Origin of the sequence: Syntrophomonas zehnderi OL-4, from assembly GCF_000983115.1 — a bacterium.
Lineage (GTDB): Bacteria > Bacillota > Syntrophomonadia > Syntrophomonadales > Syntrophomonadaceae > Syntrophomonas_B > Syntrophomonas_B zehnderi.
This window is the reverse complement of record NZ_CGIH01000004.1, coordinates 238,613-259,472: the sequence shown is the minus strand read 5'-3', so window position 1 is coordinate 259,472 and position 20,860 is coordinate 238,613. Positions and strand designations below refer to the sequence as shown.

Here is a 20,860-nt window from a genome sequence, read left to right as displayed (position 1 = left end):
AGGTGATCATAATGAATTTGCACAAGTTAATACTTACAAATAACGCCTGCTACAAAGCAGGTAAAACGATAATCCCTAAAGGAATTATGGTGCATTCCACTGGAGCAAATAATCCGTGGCTGAAACGTTATGTCGGCCCGGATGACGGTTTGCTTGGTAAGAATCAGTACAATAACCATTGGAATCAGGATAAGCCCGGAGGACGGCAGGTCTGTGTTCATGCCTTCATCGGAAAGCTGGCGAACGGAACAGTCGCCACATATCAGACCTTGCCGTGGAATTATCGAGGCTGGCATGGCGGCTCCGGTTCAAAAGGCTCAGTCAACGATACTCATATCAGTTTTGAAATTTGTGAAGATGGCTTGACTGATGCTGCTTACTTCAATGCTGTATATAAAGAAGCAGCTGAATTATGCGCCTATCTCTGCAAAGAGTACAAGCTCGATCCAATGGCAGATGGCGTGATCATTGGGCATTACGAAGGGCACAAGCGTGGTATCGCCAGTAACCATGCCGACCCCGGGCACTGGTTTCCTAAACACAGGAAGTCAATGGATACTTTCCGTGCCGAAGTTAAAAAGTTGCTATCGGTAACAGAAGTGACTACCACCACCGATCCAAAGAAACTGTACCGAGTTCAAGTCGGTGCATACTCTGTCAAAGCAAATGCTGACGCCATGCTCAAGAAGGTTAAGGCGGCAGGATTTAAGGATGCTTTCATTAAATATTCGTGATAACTATTATCAAGCCCGCGGAGTGTAAAAACTCTGCGGGCTTTTTTTATTTATAGGTGTATAAAACGCTCCACTTTTCTCCGTATAGCGAGGAGGTGGTTTCTCATGTTCAATGAACAGAAACTTGAGTTAATGCGTTGCCCTATTGGCGAAGGGCTGAAAATCGATGGTGAAGTGAACGCTACTCCGCATGAGCAAATGCAGCGCGAAGTTGATTATGTGAGAGCACAGCAAATACTCACTTCTATGCTTGAGAAAGATTTAATTACCTTGTCGGAATTCAACAAGATAACCGAATTAAATCGCAAAACTTTCTCGCCGCTATTAGCCGAGATTATGCCTTGAAATCGTTGATATAACTTCGTTTCAGAGGTAATATGTCACACTGACTAAGGAGGTGAGAATTTGAAAAAGGTAACGAAAATTGCTCAAAACAAGACCAATTTAACCGAACAGACTAAGTTGCGGGTTGCGGCCTACTGCCGTGTATCTACCGACAGTGATGAACAACTCGAAAGTCTGGATGCTCAAATAAAGCATTACGAATCCTACGTCAATGCAAATCCTGAGTGGGAGTTCGCCGGGCTCTATTATGATGAGGGCATCTCCGGAACAAAAAAGGAAAAGCGGCCTGAATTGCTTCGAATGATTGCAGACTGTGAAGACAGAAAAATAGACCTCATTGTAACGAAGTCTATCAGCAGATTTGCTCGAAATACAACCGATTGTCTTGAACTGGTCAGAAAGCTACTTGACCTTGATGTTTTCATTTTTTTTGAGAAAGAAAATATTAACACCGGGTCAATGGAAAGCGAACTCATGCTGTCAATCCTGTCTGGACTGGCCGAAAGCGAATCGGTCTCCATCTCCGAGAACAACAAATGGTCGATTAAGCGCAGATTCCAAAATGGTACATATAAAATATCTTATCCGCCTTACGGCTACGACAATGTGGATGGAGAAATGGTTATCAATAAGTCTCAAGCTAAAATTGTCCGCTTCATCTTTGCCGAGATTTTGTCCGGCAAGGGTACCCACAAAATTGCTAATGAGTTGAACAGACGAAAGGTACCGACCAAAAAAGGCGGTCGTTGGACATCAACGACTATACGCGGGATGGTTAGTAATGAAAAGTACACAGGTGATGTCATTTTTCAAAAGACCTATACTGATGAGTACTTCAACCGCCATAACAACAATGGAGAAAAAGACCAATATCTAATTCGAAATCATCACGAGCCGATTATCAGTCATGAGGATTTTGAGACCGCACAGGATATTATTGATCAGCGTGCTAAGGAAAAAGGGCTGGAAAAGCAAAACACAAAGTATCAGAACCGTTATTCCTTTTCAGGCAAAATCACCTGTGGCCAGTGCGGTGGCACATTTAAACGCAGAAGTCACTCAAGCGGAAGACATCGAATCGCTTGGTGCTGCTCCACTCATATCGCAAACATCAAGAAATGCTCTATGAAGTATGTGCCGGAGTCTGCTATTGAATATGCGTTTGTTACCATGATGAACAAGCTCATTTTCGGACATGCAGTTGTTCTAAAACCATTGTTAGTCAGTCTGCGTGGGATGAGTTCCGATGAAACACTGGAAAACATACGTGCGCTTGACAAGAAGCTTGAAGAAAACACAGAACAGCGAAATGTCCTGGTTGGGCTGATGACCAAAGGCTATCTTGAGCCTGCCGTTTACAATAAGAGCAATAACGAATTGTTGCAAGAGGCAGAACGGCTACGCCGCCAAAAAGAATCCATAACGCGATTCCTGAATAATGACTTTCAAAACCTAAGTGAGGTCAGCGCTTTGCTGCAGTATGCTACCAAAGCATCAATGCTAACGGGTTTTGACGGTGAACTGTTTAAACGTTATGTGGAGAAAGTTCTTGTTTATTCTCGTGAAGAAATCGGATTCGAACTAAAATGCGGAATTACTCTAAAAGAAAGGCTGGTGAGGTAAATGAGTCATACACCATTCGGCTACCGTATTGAAAACGGAAAAGCCGTAATTGATAAAGAGGCTGCAGAACAGCTTAAGACCTTGTTTGATTCTTATTTGTCCGGTGATTCGTTAGCTACGGCCGCAAAAAAAGCGGGTATTAAAGCTTTCCATTCCGGTATCGGCAGGATGCTACGAAATACCCGATACTTCGGTGATGAGTTTTATCCGCCGATTATTGACAAAGACACTTTCAACACTGCCGAGGCGGAACGAATTATGCGGGCGGAAAGACTCGGCCGTACCAAAAAGTTTAAACAAGAAAAAGAGGTCGTCTATCCTACCATCTTTCGCATGAAAGAAGGAACAGAGAAACTCGACGACCCCTTCGGGCAGGCGGAATACGCCTACAGTTTAATTGAAATGGAGGTGAACAAGAATGGCAGTCAGTAAAAATGTCACCGTGATTCCGGCAAGAAAGCATACTCGCAAGAGCAAGGACGAGGAAAAACCGAAACTCCGCGTTGCTGCTTACTGCCGTGTTTCCACAGACAGCGATGAACAGGCTACCAGTTACGAAACGCAGATTGAACATTACACCGCCTACATACAAGGGCATCCTGACTGGGTGCTGGCGGGAATATTTGCGGACGACGGCATCTCGGGCACCAACACCAAAAAGCGTGAGGAATTCAACCGGATGATTGACGAGTGTATGGCTGGTAATATCGATATGATTATTACAAAGTCCATCAGCCGATTTGCCCGAAACACACTGGACTGTTTGAAATATATCCGTCAGCTCAAGGAGAAAAACATTCCCGTATATTTTGAAAAAGAAAATATAAACACCATGGATTCCAAGGGCGAAGTTCTGCTCACGATTATGGCATCCCTCGCCCAACAGGAAAGTCAGTCATTGAGCCAGAACGTAAAGCTGGGGTTACAATATCGCTACCAACAGGGTGAAATTCAAGTAAACTGCGCTCGGTTTCTCGGCTATACAAAGGATGAAAACAAGCGTCTCGTAGTCGTGCCCGAGGAAGCTGAAATCATCAAGCGCATTTACCGAGAATACCTTGAGGGTGCCAGTATGCTGAAAATCGCTCGCGGTTTGGAAGCAGACGGTATCCTTAACGGTGCGGGCAGGGAACGCTGGCATACAAGCAACATAAATCAGATCCTGCGAAACGAAAAGTACATCGGCGACGCTCTTTTACAGAAAACATATACGGTTGACTTCCTAACAAAAAAGCGGGTCAAGAACAACGGTATCGTTCCGCAGTACTATGTAGAAAATAGCCACGAAGCCATCATCCCGCGTGAAGTTTTCATGCAGGTGCAGGAGGAACTTGTTCGCCGCCGTATCGTCCACACCAGCCCGAACGGAAAGACCAGAACCTTCAGCAGCAATCACTGCTTTGCTCAGATAGTCATCTGCGGCAACTGCGGTGAAGTGTTCCGCAGGGTGCACTGGAACAACCGTGGTAAGAAATCCATCGTCTGGCGCTGTGTCAGCCGATTAGAAAACACCGGCCTTTTCTGCGATGCTCGCACGGTACCGGAAAGCACAATCGAGCAAGTGCTTGTCACCGCTATCAATCAGGCACTTTGCGATAAAGATTCTTTCTTCTCAACTCTACAGGATAACATTGCCACCATCATTACTCGTGAAGGTGACAAAGTCTTGGCAGATATCGATAAGCGGCTGGAAGAACTTCAAACGGAACTTCTGAAGCTTGCCACCTCCAATGCCGATTATGATAAAGTCGGCGATGAGATTCATCGACTACGTGACCAAAAGCAAAAGCTACTTCTTGAAAGCGCTAACCGAGATGAGCTCAAAAAGCGCATAACTGACATGAGCGTATTCCTCAAGAAGCAATCCACCGCCCTCGCCGAATACGACGAGCAGCTTATCCGGCGGCTGATTGAAAAGGTCACCATCTACGAGGACAAATTCACCGTGGAGTTCAAGTCTGGATTAACGGTGGATGTGGAGGGATAAAAGGCCAATAATCAACCTTAATAAATTGTAACGTGGAACGCTAACCTTTACTTTATATTATAAACATAATGGGAAGCTTAACAGCTTTCACGCTGCCTGTTGGAGGATTTCCTTTTGTATGTTCAGATAGTATTTAAGGTCGTCTGCGGTCTTGGCCTTGAAAGACTTTGGACGATTGATTAACTTTACATTGAAGCTGTTGGCCTGTGCCAAACGGATAGTGTAGTCAAAAATATAGTGGATCAGCTCGCTGAGTTGCGATGCTGGTATGTGAAGGTCGATACTCTTGTTCGGATTATGTTTTTCGATTTTCTCGATGGCTCCAATCAAAGCATTAAGCTCCTCTATGGTAAGCTTTCCATCCCGTGCTACATCAAGATAGTCTTGAAGTGCTACTCCGAACTGCTTTTCGAGCTCACGCTGCTTCCGATGGGATACATAGCTGATTGTACCAACTACTGCTCCACCTATAATCAGGACTCCACCAACAACGAACGTTCCTTTCTTATGCTCCCGGATGAAATCAATGGCTTTGCTTGCACCTTCTTTAGCAGCATCAGCAACCGCAGGGATGTGTTTGACAACCCGTTTGTTATTAATATTTTTTGCCATGCCGCAGAGTTCCAATGCTCCTGCCTTGACACCAGCATACGTTTTTTCATCAATATTCAGGTAAATGGGTACAACCGGCATAGTCTCAGCTCCTTTACAGATTATTTGTCTGCTCTTTGAGTTCCTTTACCAGAGCATAACTTTAACATAATGGGAAACCTAAAGGTTTCATTTTCCTTTTCGTTCTTGGAATTGTTTCATCATGCCGACTGAGCGAGCGAATGCATGTTGGTAACACTGGCTAATCTGTTTTTTGTTTATTGAGGTAATGAAACCGATTTCTTTGCACGCATCCAGATCAATTAGTTGACAATCCTGATTTGAAAGTACTCCAAAGTAGGCTGACGGATGGACAGCACTTAAGAGCAGCTTTGGCGAAATCGGATAATAAACTATAGTAGTCGGCTTTATTAGGCCATTGGTAAATGGACGGGCGTTTTTCGTAATACTATTGATGAACATGACCGGGTTATCACTGGTTATGAATTCCATATTTCCTTGTATTCGATAGACAAGAATATCTCGGTTGCAAAGAATTCCAGCATATTTTGCAATTCTCTCCGAATCTAGCGTAACGTCCATAACCGTTCGCTTGAAGTAATATTCATCACTTGCGAATGCCTCAAGCAGCTTATTTTGTTCATTGTTAAGCGACCCAAACAAGGTTTTAGCTTTATCTATAGCTTCCGGCAGATAATCTGCATAAAGCTTTTGCTCATACTCTCGGCTTTGCTTTCCACGAAGTAGCTGTACAACCATAATAACCGCAAGCTGTGCCTTTTCTGAGGGACTTATAACGGTTGCTCCATTTTGTACTAAAATATTTGTTTGAGAAATTAACTTTGTTAAAAGCTTCCCCATAAGTGGCTCTATACCAGAAGCATAGGCGCGTTCCCAGCAATAGGGATCATCAAGTTTTTCCAATGTATAGAAATCATTTTCTACACCTACAGCACGAACTCCAGTCGTAAATATCCGGTGTTCACGCTTGTCCATCACTGCAATACAACCGTGTAAATCACAGAAGTTCCTCAAATACACCTTGGGAACATGATGCTGTCTGGTAGGCTTGTTTTTTCCGATCTTTTTCACCTCAATTCTGCTCCTTTTTACTCACTGTTTATCTATATAAGCGGCGCATGAGGGACAGAATCCGTGCTCAACCGAATCCGCATCTACCAATTCGCCGCAACGTTCACATTTCACCAGTTCATTTTCATATCCACAATAACAGCACCGACTTATAGGTAGGAAAGTTTCATTGATGGATACGCCAAACTTTCCACATTGCTCACATGGAAAGTCAGCGACAAACTGTACTGCACCCTTGTTTTCGTATGCAAGCGCGTCCAACTTTGCTGGATAAGGATTCAAAGACTCAATGGCAGCAAACAATTCATCTCGAAAATCGTCCAGTTCTGAAGTATCATACTCAGAACTATCGGTGGCTACCATAATGCATTCTTCACCTTCACAGCCATCTCCATTATGAAAACGGACTTCTGCCTTACAGACGTCTTCTCCAGTTCCGTTTTTTAGAACTATATAACATGTGCTGTCTTCACCGAGGTCATCATCGATAGAATACTCCGCTATAATTTCAATTCTTGCACTGCCATCCTCCACTGCCGGGCATGATATCGAGAAAACGATCTCCCCCTCAGTGGGTGTGGTGAAATCGGAAATTTCATAACAAACATCTAAATGATACCGTTGAAAGACGGCATCGAAAAGTTCATGCAGAACTTCATCAAACCAGTATTTGATTCCTTTTTCGTCCAGTATATCCATCCCGGTTTCGCTCGCTAGTCGATCACGATAATACTCGCGCTTGTATTCAGCATCTTCATGTTCCACTTCCCATGTTTGAAGTACTTCGTCTGATGTTTCTTCAAGCTCAAACTTAGCATCAGCTGATAAGATGAGGGAGTCAAATACCTTAAAATCCTTAAGAATTATCTGATAGGAACTCCATGACAACACTTTACTATGGGCAATATGATTCCGATCTTCAATGAAGTCGTGGGCTGCCGTTTTGAAGGCAATTGTATCATCAATGTATGGGGCGAAAAGATCATCCCATATTTTTTTATCCACAGTTCTTCGAGCTTTAATGTAATCAGCTATAAAACTACCTGCGACTTTTTGTTTGACTCCCAGCTCCTGAACCTTTGTATAATCCTCTCGGCTCAGAATAACATCCTCCTTGAATATAATACCATCAAATATAACCCCTAACAAAGTTTCAAGCGTCATAGAGAGAAAATCCGTGTTGATGTTGTCAAACTCTGGAACACGCTGGATGAACTTTTCCGTCAGATTCTTTACCGATTCAGCATTTTTTTCTAATCCGGCTTTATTTATCCAGTTAACACCAAGGAAGTGAATAAGTACTTTGCTTGCGAAAGCCCTCAGGTTATTTTCAACTATGAATGCCTTCTCAAAGGCTTCTTTACACAGAATAGCCGATTGCTCATCCTCAAGCCAAGTGCATACTTGCCAATCAACGAGAAGTCGGTTTTTCAGCGCAATTTTAAGATCTTCAAGCTGTTTGTCATAACACTCCGTTTCTGGCGCCGTGATGGTGATTTCCAGACGAGCCACTTCACCGTTATAGGTGTTAATAGCGAAGGAGACATTGTATTCCAAACCAACTGTTGAAGAGAGTGTGAACATCTCATTTGCAATGCGCTCACGAGAGCCAAGGTATTTCTGATTTGCACATTCTGATGGGGTGAGGACTTTAAGCACGTCCGCTACAACGGTCTTGCAGTAAACATCACCATGGTAATTCTCTTCTCGGAATTCTCCAAATTCTTCGGAATGCTTCACCGTCCATGTATACAGATGATTCATATTCTTAATTCCGTCCATTGAAAAACATATACGCATTCTACTGTTCGCCTCTCTTTCCCCCATGCTATTTGTTTATTGATCTTTTGATGCTATTACCTAAAAAACGTTTGACTTTTTCAGACGCATAATTTCGCCAAATTGCTATAACAAAGTAACTGTATCGGATTTCATTTTAACATCCAACCTGACCACACAACCTCAAAAAAAATCCGAAAAAACATCTAAATCGTCCACTCGCGAAGGCTGACATCTAACCTGTACACTCACCGAGCACTGACATCTAACCTGACCACTTAACTATCAAATACTGCCTTTCTGGACTTGTTCCCGCGAAGCGAAAAAATCTCGTTTTCGCTCAATGGGTTTAGTGCCCATATGTTCGAAAAGCCTTGATTTATAAGGCTTTTTCACACCCTCACTCTTTCACCCTTGACATCAAAACTACCGTCTCAACATGGCTCGTTCTCGGAATATATCGACCTTTAACCATCACACCATGAATTCGTTTAGTTAATAATTTCACCTTTGTTTTTAGTTGTTTTTTCACGCCAATTTCGTTGCTCAGTAGTTGTCAGTTTCGTCCACTCTGTTTCTTCACCAATAATTCTTAAAGGTTCTTTCGTTCGATAAGAACGCGTTAAGTTACCAGGGAATTTTTTGTCAGTAACATTGGGATCGTTTTCAAATTCACCTGTTGGTTCTATTATATAAATGCGTTCTCTTCCTTCTCCTTTTGCTAATGCTGCGGCAATTCCCGCACCATTGACATTAGCAGTGAAATAAATATGGTTCATTGTAAGCCCGGGTTTGTAATTTGAAATTCCACCCGCTGTTAGTAAATCACCAACTTTCAAATCTGCCTTTGTCCCATGGTAAAATGGCCCTACATCAGAAGGTGTCCCTTTAGCTGAATTTGACAATTCATAATTTCTTTTTGCATTCTCAGAATCACCCAACTCCTCATAACATTTGGCAACGTTTAAATATAACGTTGGATATGCGCTTTTAACACTAACCTCATTTATCTTTTGTGCACACTGTAGAGATGTTTCCATCCATTTTATTTTTTCTTTTATACTCTTTTGTAGACGAGCTATATGATAAGCTGCAATAAATCTTTCATAATCGTCCGTTGCTTCGTACCATGCTTTATGGAACATCGTGATTGCATCTTCAATGTTTCCGCTGTCCTCCAATCCCATCCCACTCATGCAGAGTTTAATAATAGCGTTATTGGGATCAAATTTTATATCCATCTATTTTTACCTCCATATTACTTGATTGTTGTTTTTATCCGGAAATCGACTTAGCAAAGATCTTCTCAATTGGCTTGCCTTTTGTTGACATGAGGCTTATGATAGATACTTTTTACGTGACCTGCTGGAAAAGTTCCCCAATAATTTAGTTAACCTGCCGCAAATGCAAATAATAGTTCAACGCTTTGGCAGATGAATAAACGAATTAGATAATAATAGAAAAAACGAGCAGCATTCTAAAATCCTGATAAGGTATAATAAATTTCGCAAATTGGGAAACCCGTCGAAATCGACGGGTTTGACACCGCGCAAACTTGTGCGGCTGCTTGTTTTAAAGTGGAGCCGATGGGCGGATTCGAACCGCCGGCCTGCTGATTACGAATCAATAATGGGGGTATAAAAGGCAATAAAAGCAAATCAATAAATACTAATATATCTCCTAAACGTCGGCTTTTGTAAGCAATAATAAATACCCGTCTGTCAAAGCCGAAAAAAGTAAAAAAATAAACCCGGTAGCAATTCGGTAGCAAAATACTAAACCAGCAAACGCCGAATATCAGCATACTGGAAGCTATTTTTGTAGCAAACCACTAATCTTAATAAATTCAATCCTTAATTACTTCTAAAAACTACCTAAACATATCGCGCGACTTTTATCACGCGCGCGTGACATGCGCGTGATATACAATTCTTAACCCTAATCTATTCATAAAGCATCCTACAGGGAAAACATATTTTCCAAAGCACGAATATTGAAACCTCGCAAGTTCCCTCTTTTGAACTATTCGGATTTTCCGAATAGTTGCCAAGTGTTTTAATTGACTGTCATCATATATGTTTTTAACATTTAAAAATTATAAACCCTGATCCGGCTTTCTACTCTTCAATTTCTTTGATTCCTTTGGCATTTTTGGAGGTAACCACTTTCTTGCCGGTCCTTTGTTCGATTTCCCGGCGGGCATTTCCGGCTACAGTTCCGCCTTGCCGGGCTATTTCTTGATTATCTGCAAAGCTCTGCGGCTCTTTTTCTTTTGATATTTCGGTGGTAGTCGCTTCTGCCAGCATATTCAGCACCAATTCCAGATTGGTCATATTGTCGCGCAGGTTTTCCTTCGTTAACGATTTTAAGCGCTTATATTCTCTGGTGTTATGACCAGACCAGGCTTTAGTAATTTCATCGGTCAGGATGGCATATTCCAGGCCCTTTTTTACACCTCTGTTATCCCATTCATCAGTCAGTTCTTTGCGTACCTCGATGCTTTTCAGTCGTTGATTGATCCATGCATTGGAATAACCTTTTTTAAGATAAGTTTCCAAGGCACGGTCAATAGCCAGCTCAGGATCAGCCGTCTCATTGATGCGCTCATTGCCGACCTGGGCCAGCCACATTTTAAACGGTTCAGCATTTGGTGAAGGAATGGATTGAATAAGCCTTAAAATCTGTTCGGTATCAGCCACATCGGTATTACGCATTTTCCCATCTGCGGCAATCATTTTCAAAGCGTGACAATTCGTCACACTTTCATTTCCTTCCTTCTTCAGACGCTCTTTTAGTTTACGCCAATATGCCGATGGATTAATACTTTCGGTCAAAACTGCAATTACATCCACAATTGAAAAAAACCACTTCTCCTGTTCATCATCCCACAAAACGCGAATTCTTCGATCGTTAAATAGTCTGATGGTGTTGTCCTGAGTCATTTCATTCCTCCCCACCTTTCTGTCTCTCCATTTCCCTTTATATAGTAGAAAAGCCCTTCAGAAGAACGGCAGTAATACTTCAATCCCTCAATAATCTAGAAGATGACCATTCAGGAATAAATCACGCAAACTTTCTATTCGGCACTTGGATATGTATCACATTTCTCTCTTCTCCAAGGATTGTCTCTGGAAAAGCATCATTAAATTGCCTTATCTTTTCGCAGAACTCTAAATAAGCAGTATTATAGAAATTCCTTAGAATAAAGCTGATAAAAGTTAATGGAGTTAAAGGCGAACTGACAGGAATGCGACAATTAGCATATTGTCCTAGCGTTAAATGAGAAAGCGGATGATCAAGTTCTACTGTGACTCCCTCTCGGGAATCATAATCAAATCTCAGCGGAAATGGGACAACATTTTTCTTTATGATATCAGCATACATCTCATCATTTTCATATATTTCAGGGTTGTTCTGGTATTCCTCCAAATTGGGCGATGGATAAAATGCTAGTCGGTGGCTACTTAAATCACCATTTATAAAGCGGTACGACATTTGTATCAATGCCCCATCAATCATTTTCAGATTATAAGCTTCAACACGTTCCAATTCATCATATATTTCTTTATAAGGCAAGTTTTTCAACACAATGCTTAAGTCATTATCATGACTGAAACCAATTTCCTTAGTATGACCAGCCGTATCCCTTATTGAAGGGAAGTTTTGGTGGTTACAAAGACTTAAACTAATTAAATCTTCAGTAAGCTGTTGCACTTGGTTACGAATACTCTCAGGTGTAGGCATTATTCGCCCTCCTTATTGAGATATTCGCGAAGCCTTTTCACTTGATCCCGACCCAGGTCCTCAACGAAAATTTTACCAGACTCAAGATCCTCAATAAGCCCTATAAGCTCATGTTTCCCCCTCTTTATTCTACGTTTCTCTTCGTCGGTCATATCCCGATTGATGATATTCATATTTTTCCTTTGCTCACTTGTAGGATAAGTAAATTTTAATTGGAAATTATTTTCTCTAACCTGATTGAACTCTTCCACTAACTTTTCCATTTCATTACCAAAACCTAAAACACGGACCCATGCTTTACTTCGAGTAATTGCCGTAAAAAGCTGATTCCTCACGGTAGCTAAATTACCGAAGGAGGAATAACAATCCTGGGCGTTAATAATATAAACCATTCCTGCCTCATTACCCTTGGCACGATAAATACCTGTAAAAGTCACTGAATCCATTTCAGCATTGGAAAACACATCGGGTGAGGTATCGACTCCAGCTAGATGAGTGTTTATGTTTCTCTCGAAGAGACTAGCCCGAATCGGCCCCACAACTTTTCGAGTAGACAATGGGTCTGGATTTATTACTATAATATCATCCGGAAGAAACTCTTCTTTTTCCAGATTATCAGCAATTGCATTTGCTACCCATTCATCCTGTTCTTGTTGTGAGCCAAAGCAATGAAACTGAATTAAATCATCAATCGAAGAGTGGGCTTCCAGAAAATTGGGGCTGCTCTCTTCCGTTCGTGCTAATGTAACTTCACACCCATCATCCAAGTCCCCATCAATTGCCACATACCCTACATCCAACCAGAGTGACTTTTGATCAAATATCTGTACTAATCCTGTTCCAATTTCAGGATCAGATTTCCGGTATATGCCGAATCCTAATGCATGCGCAGTTGCTAGTACAGGTCGCGAATTTCGATAGCATTTCTCCAGTATTATATCTTGTTTTGGTTTCCCTATTTGCGGAGTTGAGAACCGTACGCGTGGTGTACCATCTGGCTTTTTACCGAACAACTCCTCTGGCGATGGCATCGACTGTGAATTTAAGACCTGTAGTTCATCATATGCATACACTAGCCTTTTCTCATCATTTAAGAGTTCATAACATAACCGTAAAAAAGCCGGCGGAAAATCTTGCGCTTCATCCACAAGTATTGCGTCATAAATTGGAATAGGAGTTTTCATTTCACTCACGGCTTGCTGGCATGCTCCTTCGAATTCCTTGCCCTGTCCAAATTGATTTTTGGCAGAACCATAATCATAGTACTCCAGTCCGTGAATTTGGCAAATGAATAATAAACACCGTTGCGTTGGCCCCCTCCTGGAGCTCCCCAAGCATGAATTATATGTAAATTATCCCAATCAGGCTCTTCGTTGGTTTGTTCAATCGTAAAGGTGTTTATTAATTGCTTGAACTGACCTTTAAGTGAACGAGTATTGAAAGTAATGGCGATCTTCCAATCAGGATGTTGGGCATGTAGATATGCGGCTTTAAGGGCTAATACTATTGTCTTTCCTGAACCGGCCAGACCACGGATACGTTGTACCCCTTCCACTGTCTCGATTACAGCACGTCCCTGTAAGTTATCAAGATTGGCGATGGAATCTTCTAATTGTTTAAGCTTAGCACCTCTCGAATTTTCCTGTTTTATATCTCTTTTCCTGCGATTCTTTCTAATTGTAGAAATCGCCTGAATTACAGCCAATAATTGCTGATACACAGCAGAGTCATCCCATTTTATAGTTTCCAACCATTGTTCTAAATTGGCTTCATTGCATACCTGATACCATTCTTGAGAAAAATTTGTAGCATCATCTCTAGCCGGTGCAAATGTCACAACATTTACTAATGGTATCAGTTTCCTTCCGTTCATGAGGATTTTGTAGCTCCGCAGTTTGGCTTCTAATTTATTAACGCTATCATCCTGAGTTTCACGGACTTCCAATATATCTCGACCTTCAACTATATTGAAGATGACCAGCCCTTTTTCCCTGGATACCCATAGAGCATCTATCGGGAAAGGCCCTTCTGCCGTACCTATGATTGGATAACCAATATATAGATATCCTTCATAATCAGAACGATTAGCAAAAAAATCTGCAAGTCGTTGACTAGCTATGGGTTTCTTATTTGTACCCTGAATTATGTTGATCATACCAAACCCTCCAAACACCACATTAACGTTTTTTTATTAGGTTGAAAAGTCGATAATAAAAAATATCACAAAAAAGCATTTTTATTGTGTAGCAATCATTAGATCGTTTGATCTCTAAGTATATGGATATCATATTATCACAGCAATAAATCTGGTGCCATATTATTGAAATTCAAGTGCAGCTATTCTTCCTAGCTATACACCACCAAATACTCCCCACCCATCCGGTGCTGGTAATCCCATAGTTCCCCATTATACTTACGAGCTACTGCCCTTAAATCTGGCCAGCTGAACCAGCCAAAAATGGCTGAGGGCAGCTGGTTTAAATCGATCTGAGGCGTATGGCGTAATTCTCTGGCCCACAATTGCAGCATGATGGCCGCTTGCTCCTCGTTAATTGTCAGTGGCTTGTTAAGCATCAGCTTTTTATTTGACTCTGTAATCACTTCAAAAAAATGCAATGTATTTATAAATGAGCCTGCCGAACGAGCTACCACATCCCGATCTCCGGCTCCTTCGACCATTTTAAGTTTCAGAAAGGTGAGGTTTATTTCACTGCCCCATTCATACAGTCGGAAAATATGCTCGGCTATCGTAATCAGGGTTTCGGTACTGCCGATAAGATAAAAGAGATAGATCGGCGTCATAAACGCCAGATCATATTGCTCGCTAAGTTCTTTCAACCACAGCTTTTCCCTCACCCGTATCTGATTGGCAGGATCGCGCAGGAAGCAGCGGAATAAAACGGTCCGTACTTTTCTTTTGCCCTCTTTACCGGTCAGTTCACGGGCTATTTCCTCAAAGGGAAGATTTAATTCAGTTAGTTTCTGTCCCGGTTCAGCCAGCAGCAAACTGTCATAGATCCAGCGCGGCCTTATCGGGCGGTCAAATCCGATCATGAGAGTACCTCCACAAATGGTATTACGACTTCTTCAATATGTATTGCACCATGACTGATCCCCAGCTTATCTGCCGGGTTGAACATTTCCCTTCCCGGCGGCAGGATCAGAACTTTCTCTCCCAAAATACGTTGGTTTTGCATTATCACAAGATCATGCTTACGAGCAAATTCTTCCGCCAGCTTCAAATTAGGATAAATCAAGGCCCGCAGCGCTCGCTCCTCAACCAGATACTTATCTGCTTTTACCCCATTGCCGGAGCACCAGATGGAGCCATGATCAGCAGTAAGAAACACCCGATATCCTTCCTTTAACAAAGTTGAAATGGTTAATGCAATCTGGGTTTGTCCATAGAGCTCCTGCAGCTGGTGATGCATATTTTTTTTGCTCCGGGAGAATAAAATGCTCTTGTGTCCAACGTTATCAATAATATCAAAAACAATCCCCAACACATCATAATTTAGATAATCACGATCCCATTTCCCATCGGTATTAACAAATAACCGCTTGGTTTTACTCTTTCCATGGAGAAAGAAATTATCAACCGCCTTATTGAACCCTGATGATTCCGAGCCCATGTTGTCCAGAAATACCTCCCCGCTGAATAACGAATTACGCGACGAGGATGTCAACGTGGGGATAATGGCGAAGGTGGCATTCTCACGAAAATCCCCGCATTGATTAGCCCGCATATATGATTTCAGCCCAACCCATTCGGGAAAACCCATACCATCGAAACACAACAAGGCAATCCGTTCATTTTCCAAGGTGCTGAGATAACGCATGGTTTGGTTAATGGTAACCGGGCCGTTTATATAACTGGCAAAAAATAACTGATCATATTCCTGAATTATATATTCATGAAAGAGCTGGCTGATTTCATGATCCAAAGCAAAATAGCTATCGGCTTCCAGCATTTCAGCCGGGTGGAGGGATTCCAAATCTCCCCAGCTCCGCGCGATAAGCTGCCAATCTTTCTTGTCCTGCTCCAAAAGCTTCCTGATGTCCTTTACCAACCGGGCATAGTTGTATGTTGAGCTGTCTTTATCAAGCACTTCCTCAGTCTTTTTTGGCGTCTTTACATTGGCAATACCAGCATAATCTTTTTCACGAACCAGTACCTTGCCCATGGCAATCCATTCCCTGATCAGAAACAAGGTTTGCTGTTCATCCTGAATACCCAAGGTATCGGCTGACTCTTGATAAGCCTCATATATAGACTGATAGCCGTCCATCTCAAACATTCTCAGTGCTTTACTGTCAAGCCGGGGAAAGATATCCGTCAGGGTCCAGCTGATTAAATCCGCATTTTGCTCGACATCAAAGGGCAGACAAGCAGCCTCCTTTTGCAGCAAAATCAATATTTGCCGGTTCTGGTGCTGGCGTATGAATTGGCGTAACGATAATTCCCCCTGAAAACTGACCACTGCAAAATCCTGTTTCAGCAGGTCAAGCAACAAGGGATCGCTCCCCAACTGATCCGGGTCATTGACAACCATCAATTGACTGTAGGACCGTTTGGCCTTATCAAGTAAAATATCAAACCACTTTTTCATCATACAAACTCCACATAGGCAATTTGTTCGCAATTCAGTGACGGGATCAATTGTCTTCTCCTGCGGGACTGCAATTGAAACCTCCTCATCTCTTCCTGTAATTCATTTAGCCTGGCGTTACGAATGTTGTCAACTGCAATGCGCAGCAATGCTTGTTCGCGGGCCTGGAAATAGGCCTGTCGGCTTTCTTCCTGCTTACGAATCTTATCCTCCAGATTTAAGGTTTCTTCATAGTAAATCGATTCGGCCAGCCGTTCGGCATTGTTCTGCCCTTTCTCCATCAACAGGTCCCAATCCAGCCCAGGTTCAATTTTAATTAGATCCCGTACCCGCTCCGGCATTTCCTGAAAATATTTTGAGATCCGGGAATGATACTGCCCGGCTGCGCTAATAAAACAGGGAATGATGAACAGCCTCTCCCGATCTACATAGTTGTTCAACTTTAGCTTATATATAAAAAGGACGCCCGTCTCCCCGGCAAATTTACCTTCTTCCACCTGCATCCGGGCGCTTATGTCCATGGTCAATTCCTGGGCTGCTTTGGCAGATACAGTCATCATATAGGGATGGCCTGGCCCCAGTAGATCACATTCTTCCTTCTCCAGTGCCTGACTTTGGTGGAATATCACGTTTTTCCAGTGCTTGCCGCTGACCATGGTCTGATTCTGTTCTTGCCGGGCCAGGTTGTAAAACTTGCTTACATATTCACTGACCGCCGCGTAAAGCTGCAGCTCAATCGCATCCTCGGCTTTATCACGGCTAATTTTGCACAGGGAGGTTATGCGCTGTTTAAATAGCCGCTGACCTTGAAAGTCCACCACCGCCCGTTTATTGTTGCGAACGGTTATGGCTTTCACGTTTTCAGGATTAAGATCACAGCCGCGGTAGAAGCGATGGGGATCAATCAGGCTTAACAAATACCGAAAGCGAACTGAATCACCCTGATGAGGTGTAGCCGAAAGCAGCAGAAAGCAGGGAGCCGTTTCGGCCAGGACCTTCCCTGCTTTAAAACGAGCGGTTTCCTCACCGCTCATGTCTTTGGTTAGTTTATGGGCTTCATCAAAAATCACCAGATCAAAACCTGCCTGCGCCGCTGCTTCGCTGACATGTTCATTATGCCAGCCGCGTCTGCGCAAGGCTGTTTCCTGGATCTCCTCATTCATCTTCTTGGGTTTGATAAAATCAAGTGAGGTAATGATGCGATCCTTTAATCTCCATATGTTGGTACTCTGCCCATGCAGTTGCTTTAATGTCTGCACCGTTTCCCGGTCGTATATCGCAAAATCTTCGTCGAACTTCTGCCGCAGCTCTTCCTGCCACTGCAAACAAAGACCTGAAGGAGCCACGATGAGAACCCGCTCGACCATCCCCCGAGCCTTTAATTCTTCATAAATCAGGGCGGCTTCGATGGTTTTGCCCAGTCCCACCTCATCGGCAATCAGGACCCGGGGCGAGGGCTGGTTCAATACATATTTAACCGCCAAAAGCTGATGCGGCAAGGGAAGAATCTTAAAATTGGCAGCTGTCTGCAGACCATCGCTGGTATAGGATGCCTGCAGCTGCTGGTTAAAAAGACGCAGTAGAAAGCGGCGGGCTGGTGAAAATTGCTGTTGCCGGACCATCTCCTCAGGAGATTGAACCGTCAGCAATTCATTTGCGGGAAAGCTAATAGTCTCCCCCCTACCGGCAAAAAAGACCTCCACATAATTATGTTGAAACAGCTTCTGCTGTCCGACAATTACCCCGAGGCCTTTTTCAGCCGCTGCCTGGCAGCGAACCTGGTCGCCGATCTTCATCTATAGGTCCTCACCGGTTTTAAAACGGGCAAACTCTACAAAATCGTTGATCTGGGAATCATTTTCGATAATCTTGGGATCGAGGCGTTTAGCCACATCGATTATATCTTGATAGCGTTTTTCCTGGTATGCCTGGGTAAAACCGAGGACAATGGCCTCTTTACGGACTCCTTTTATCTTCTTGGTGCTGGTCCGGGCAGCATTAATTACTTGATCAAAGCTGCGCAGGAGATCACGCTGCCGCTGCGCTTCGATCTTCTCTTCCTCTTCCCGGGTCCGGGGCCGGCGGTAGCTGCCATTTTCCATTATAAAGTTTTGATCCAGTAGTTCACGAAGTTCTGGAATCTCATCCTCTACTCCGCTTATCATCTTGCGGGAGGCAGTATATATATCACTGTAGGTCTGGGGAGTTTCTAGAAATTGATAAAGCCATACAATAAGCGACTTTTCATCTGTAACAAAAAGCAACTGTTCTCCGCTCTTTATCTCTCGAATCTTGTCCAGTCCCTGCGCCTTCTTCCACTCTTCATAGTCCAAGACCTGGTCATCATTAAACCAGAAACCATCGATTAACTTGAAGTGGTCTCTGAGCATGCCATAAAACTCACGAGCATTCATACGAAAATCATATCCGCGATGAAAATAATGTGCCAGCATCTTTGAGTAGAGCATTTGATCGGTACGTTCGATATTTATTTCTACCGGTAGGTGATCAAGATGCTCCTTTACAAATTCTATTTCTAATCCTTCTCCTGCCAATCGCAGGAAATGTTCTTCAAATTCTTTTTTAGGCTTATAAGCATTAATAACCAGGTCATTTTTAACCGCCCCGGCTGATGTTACTTGTTTAAAGCTACCTTGTTTTTTATCAAGAACTGTAACCTGTGCCACTATAAAACCTGCTTTGGTCATGGCGTCCCGAATAGCATTCCACACTGAAGCCTTAGAATTATGGAAAACAACTGTGATCCATCGATTTGGTTTCAGAATACGATACATTTCTTTAAAACAAGATGTCATTAGTTCCTTATATTCATCTAGCCCTTTGAGCTGAACATCATTCATAATAGCTTCAGGTTTATTATTGGTAAATACTTTTAGCCATGCTTCCCAGAGAAAATTAAGCTCTGAGTACATTATGTTATCACCAAAAGGTGGATCAGTAAAAATATAATCAATACTATTATCGGAAATCGGTAGATCAGTAGCACTCTGTGTAGAAATTACCGCTCTATTTGGTACTTTACTTATTTCTCGCAAACCATCCGATAAATATTTTAAATTTCGCTCAACAGTAAGAATAACATTAGGTGGGGTAGTCAACGAAGATACATATAGTGTCCCAGCTAAAGGTCCCCCTCCTTTTTTATCAGGTCTAAATCTCCGCATTCTTGATAGATAGAAATTAGATGCTGAATGAGCTAAAATAATCCGGTTTCTTATATTCTTACTTGAGTTCTGAAACCAATGCCAAAAAGCTGCCATGGTCCAAAGATTAGCTTTAGAATAAAAATGATGGACATGAGTAATTCCTAATCTATCATTTCTCCTAGATTCATCACCTTCTGGCATACGATCTGTAGGAAACCAATAGGGAATTGCCATTGAATCAATCTTTTTTAGCATCTCCTTATCAAACTCACCCGGCGGGTTATCAACTCGCTTTTTTCCTACCTTGCAATTAATGAGCACCGGCACTTGTTTTGCCTGGATTACATCTTGGCCAATAATAGGATCAAAGTGTTTTACCATCGATGATTGACTTTCTCTTTTTGTTATTTCTGCTTGGCAATGTGTACACTTATATGTATCAAGTATTTTACGCCTGTCTTTATCCCACGCTACATTAGAAAAAACATACTCATTTTTACAATATGGACATATAAATACATCTGACCAGAGGACAAAGTTTACACGACCTTTTTTACCATCAGTATGCCTGGTTTCATACATCCACCCACATTCTTCCTCAACCTGTTCAACGATTCTTGCTGACTCTGAATTGAATTCTCCTATATCAACAGGAGTATTATAATTATAGGCAACTAATGAAGCAGCCGGTGAAAGATCTGACAAAATCGCTCTTCTCCCCACCATCTGGGCGGCAACCCCGGTCATGCCAGTTCCACAGAAGCCATCAAAGACTATATCCCCTGGCTCTGTATAATGTTCAATAAAAGGCATAATCGCCTTGTGAGGTACCTTGGTATGATATGAATGTGCATTATATATTGGATCATTTTTGCCTTCACTTACATCCGCCACAAAAGGTGCCCGCTTGTATTTATCCTTTTTTGCATCATAGGGCTTGCCATAACGAGCAATATAATCATTAATATATGGATTCGGACAAGCCGTATAATAAGGCGGGTCCGATAGGGCCAGGATATCCTCATCCTTACCTATAGGGAACCCATCAATATTTCGCACTGAATCCAGCAGTTCCGCCAGGGGACGGCAGGACTCAGCAAACTCATCCTTTGCTTTAGGCTTTTTAGCTTCTTTTTCAAATGCCAGTTCTGACTGTTTGGCCATGAT

General features: G+C 42.5%; 17 protein-coding genes and 1 tRNA gene. 5 read left to right on the top strand and 13 right to left on the bottom strand.

Features of this window, described 5'->3' with window-relative positions:
* The first annotated feature begins 11 nt into the window (after positions 1–11).
* The 5 genes from AAV90_RS01810 (at position 12) to AAV90_RS01790 (ending at position 4,689) form a co-directional block, all read left to right on the top strand.
* Complete coding sequence (locus tag AAV90_RS01810) at positions 12–734, top strand: N-acetylmuramoyl-L-alanine amidase (protein ID WP_046495099.1); 723 nt, start codon at positions 12–14, stop codon at positions 732–734.
* A 105-nt stretch (positions 735–839) separates the two neighbouring features.
* Positions 840–1,079, top strand: coding sequence for an SHOCT domain-containing protein (locus tag AAV90_RS01805; protein WP_479725399.1), 240 nt, complete (start codon positions 840–842; stop codon positions 1,077–1,079).
* A 60-nt stretch (positions 1,080–1,139) separates the two neighbouring features.
* Positions 1,140–2,702: a recombinase family protein gene (locus tag AAV90_RS01800; protein WP_046495097.1), complete on the top strand. Its 1,563-nt coding sequence runs from the start codon at positions 1,140–1,142 to the stop codon at positions 2,700–2,702.
* Positions 2,703–3,134, top strand: a complete 432-nt coding sequence (locus tag AAV90_RS01795; RefSeq protein ID WP_046495094.1) for a serine integrase family protein — start codon at positions 2,703–2,705, stop codon at positions 3,132–3,134.
* The gene (locus AAV90_RS01790) at positions 3,121–4,689 is read left to right on the top strand and encodes a recombinase family protein (RefSeq protein WP_046495092.1); all 1,569 of its coding nucleotides are present in this window, start codon (positions 3,121–3,123) and stop codon (positions 4,687–4,689) included. Before AAV90_RS01795 ends, AAV90_RS01790 begins: the two co-directional genes overlap by 14 nt.
* An 87-nt stretch (positions 4,690–4,776) precedes the next feature.
* Here the strand turns inward: AAV90_RS01790 and AAV90_RS01785 are convergent, their stop codons facing one another.
* From AAV90_RS01785 to AAV90_RS01730, 13 genes are all read right to left on the bottom strand, one after another.
* Positions 4,777–5,382, bottom strand: a complete 606-nt coding sequence (locus AAV90_RS01785; RefSeq protein ID WP_046495090.1) for a hypothetical protein — start codon at positions 5,380–5,382, stop codon at positions 4,777–4,779.
* An 87-nt stretch (positions 5,383–5,469) separates the two neighbouring features.
* Positions 5,470–6,393, bottom strand: a complete 924-nt coding sequence (locus AAV90_RS01780) for a DUF4238 domain-containing protein (protein WP_046495087.1) — start codon at positions 6,391–6,393, stop codon at positions 5,470–5,472.
* 21 nt (positions 6,394–6,414) lie between these two features.
* Positions 6,415–7,977, bottom strand: a complete 1,563-nt coding sequence (locus tag AAV90_RS01775; protein ID WP_157609459.1) for a hypothetical protein — start codon at positions 7,975–7,977, stop codon at positions 6,415–6,417.
* 686 nt (positions 7,978–8,663) lie between these two features.
* Positions 8,664–9,413: an NAD(+)--rifampin ADP-ribosyltransferase gene (arr, locus tag AAV90_RS01770; RefSeq protein WP_046495083.1), complete on the bottom strand. Its 750-nt coding sequence runs from the start codon at positions 9,411–9,413 to the stop codon at positions 8,664–8,666.
* A 337-nt stretch (positions 9,414–9,750) separates the two neighbouring features.
* A tRNA-Ser gene (locus AAV90_RS14765) sits at positions 9,751–9,864 on the bottom strand.
* Positions 9,865–10,289: 425 nt separating this feature from the next.
* Positions 10,290–11,114, bottom strand: a complete 825-nt coding sequence (locus AAV90_RS01760; RefSeq protein ID WP_046495078.1) for a BRO-N domain-containing protein — start codon at positions 11,112–11,114, stop codon at positions 10,290–10,292.
* A gap of 121 nt (positions 11,115–11,235) precedes the next feature.
* On the bottom strand, positions 11,236–11,916 hold the full coding sequence (locus tag AAV90_RS01755; RefSeq protein WP_046495076.1) for a DUF2290 domain-containing protein: 681 nt from the start codon (positions 11,914–11,916) through the stop codon (positions 11,236–11,238).
* The gene (locus tag AAV90_RS15320; protein ID WP_242847462.1) at positions 11,916–13,100 is read right to left on the bottom strand and encodes a DEAD/DEAH box helicase; all 1,185 of its coding nucleotides are present in this window, start codon (positions 13,098–13,100) and stop codon (positions 11,916–11,918) included. Before AAV90_RS15320 ends, AAV90_RS01755 begins: the two co-directional genes overlap by 1 nt.
* Before the next feature lie 5 nt (positions 13,101–13,105).
* Positions 13,106–14,071 (bottom strand): DEAD/DEAH box helicase, encoded by a 966-nt coding sequence (locus tag AAV90_RS15315; protein ID WP_242847458.1) that lies wholly within the window; start codon positions 14,069–14,071, stop codon positions 13,106–13,108.
* A 191-nt stretch (positions 14,072–14,262) separates the two neighbouring features.
* The gene (locus AAV90_RS01745) at positions 14,263–14,970 is read right to left on the bottom strand and encodes a hypothetical protein (protein WP_046495075.1); all 708 of its coding nucleotides are present in this window, start codon (positions 14,968–14,970) and stop codon (positions 14,263–14,265) included.
* On the bottom strand, positions 14,967–16,529 hold the full coding sequence (locus AAV90_RS01740; RefSeq protein WP_084691428.1) for a PglZ domain-containing protein: 1,563 nt from the start codon (positions 16,527–16,529) through the stop codon (positions 14,967–14,969). The genes AAV90_RS01745 and AAV90_RS01740 overlap by 4 nt, the downstream gene beginning before the upstream one ends.
* Positions 16,526–18,322 (bottom strand): DEAD/DEAH box helicase, encoded by a 1,797-nt coding sequence (locus AAV90_RS01735; protein ID WP_046495071.1) that lies wholly within the window; start codon positions 18,320–18,322, stop codon positions 16,526–16,528. The genes AAV90_RS01740 and AAV90_RS01735 overlap by 4 nt, the downstream gene beginning before the upstream one ends.
* Positions 18,323–20,857 (bottom strand): DNA methyltransferase, encoded by a 2,535-nt coding sequence (locus AAV90_RS01730; RefSeq protein WP_052729532.1) that lies wholly within the window; start codon positions 20,855–20,857, stop codon positions 18,323–18,325.
* Between the last annotated feature and the right edge of the window lie 3 nt (positions 20,858–20,860).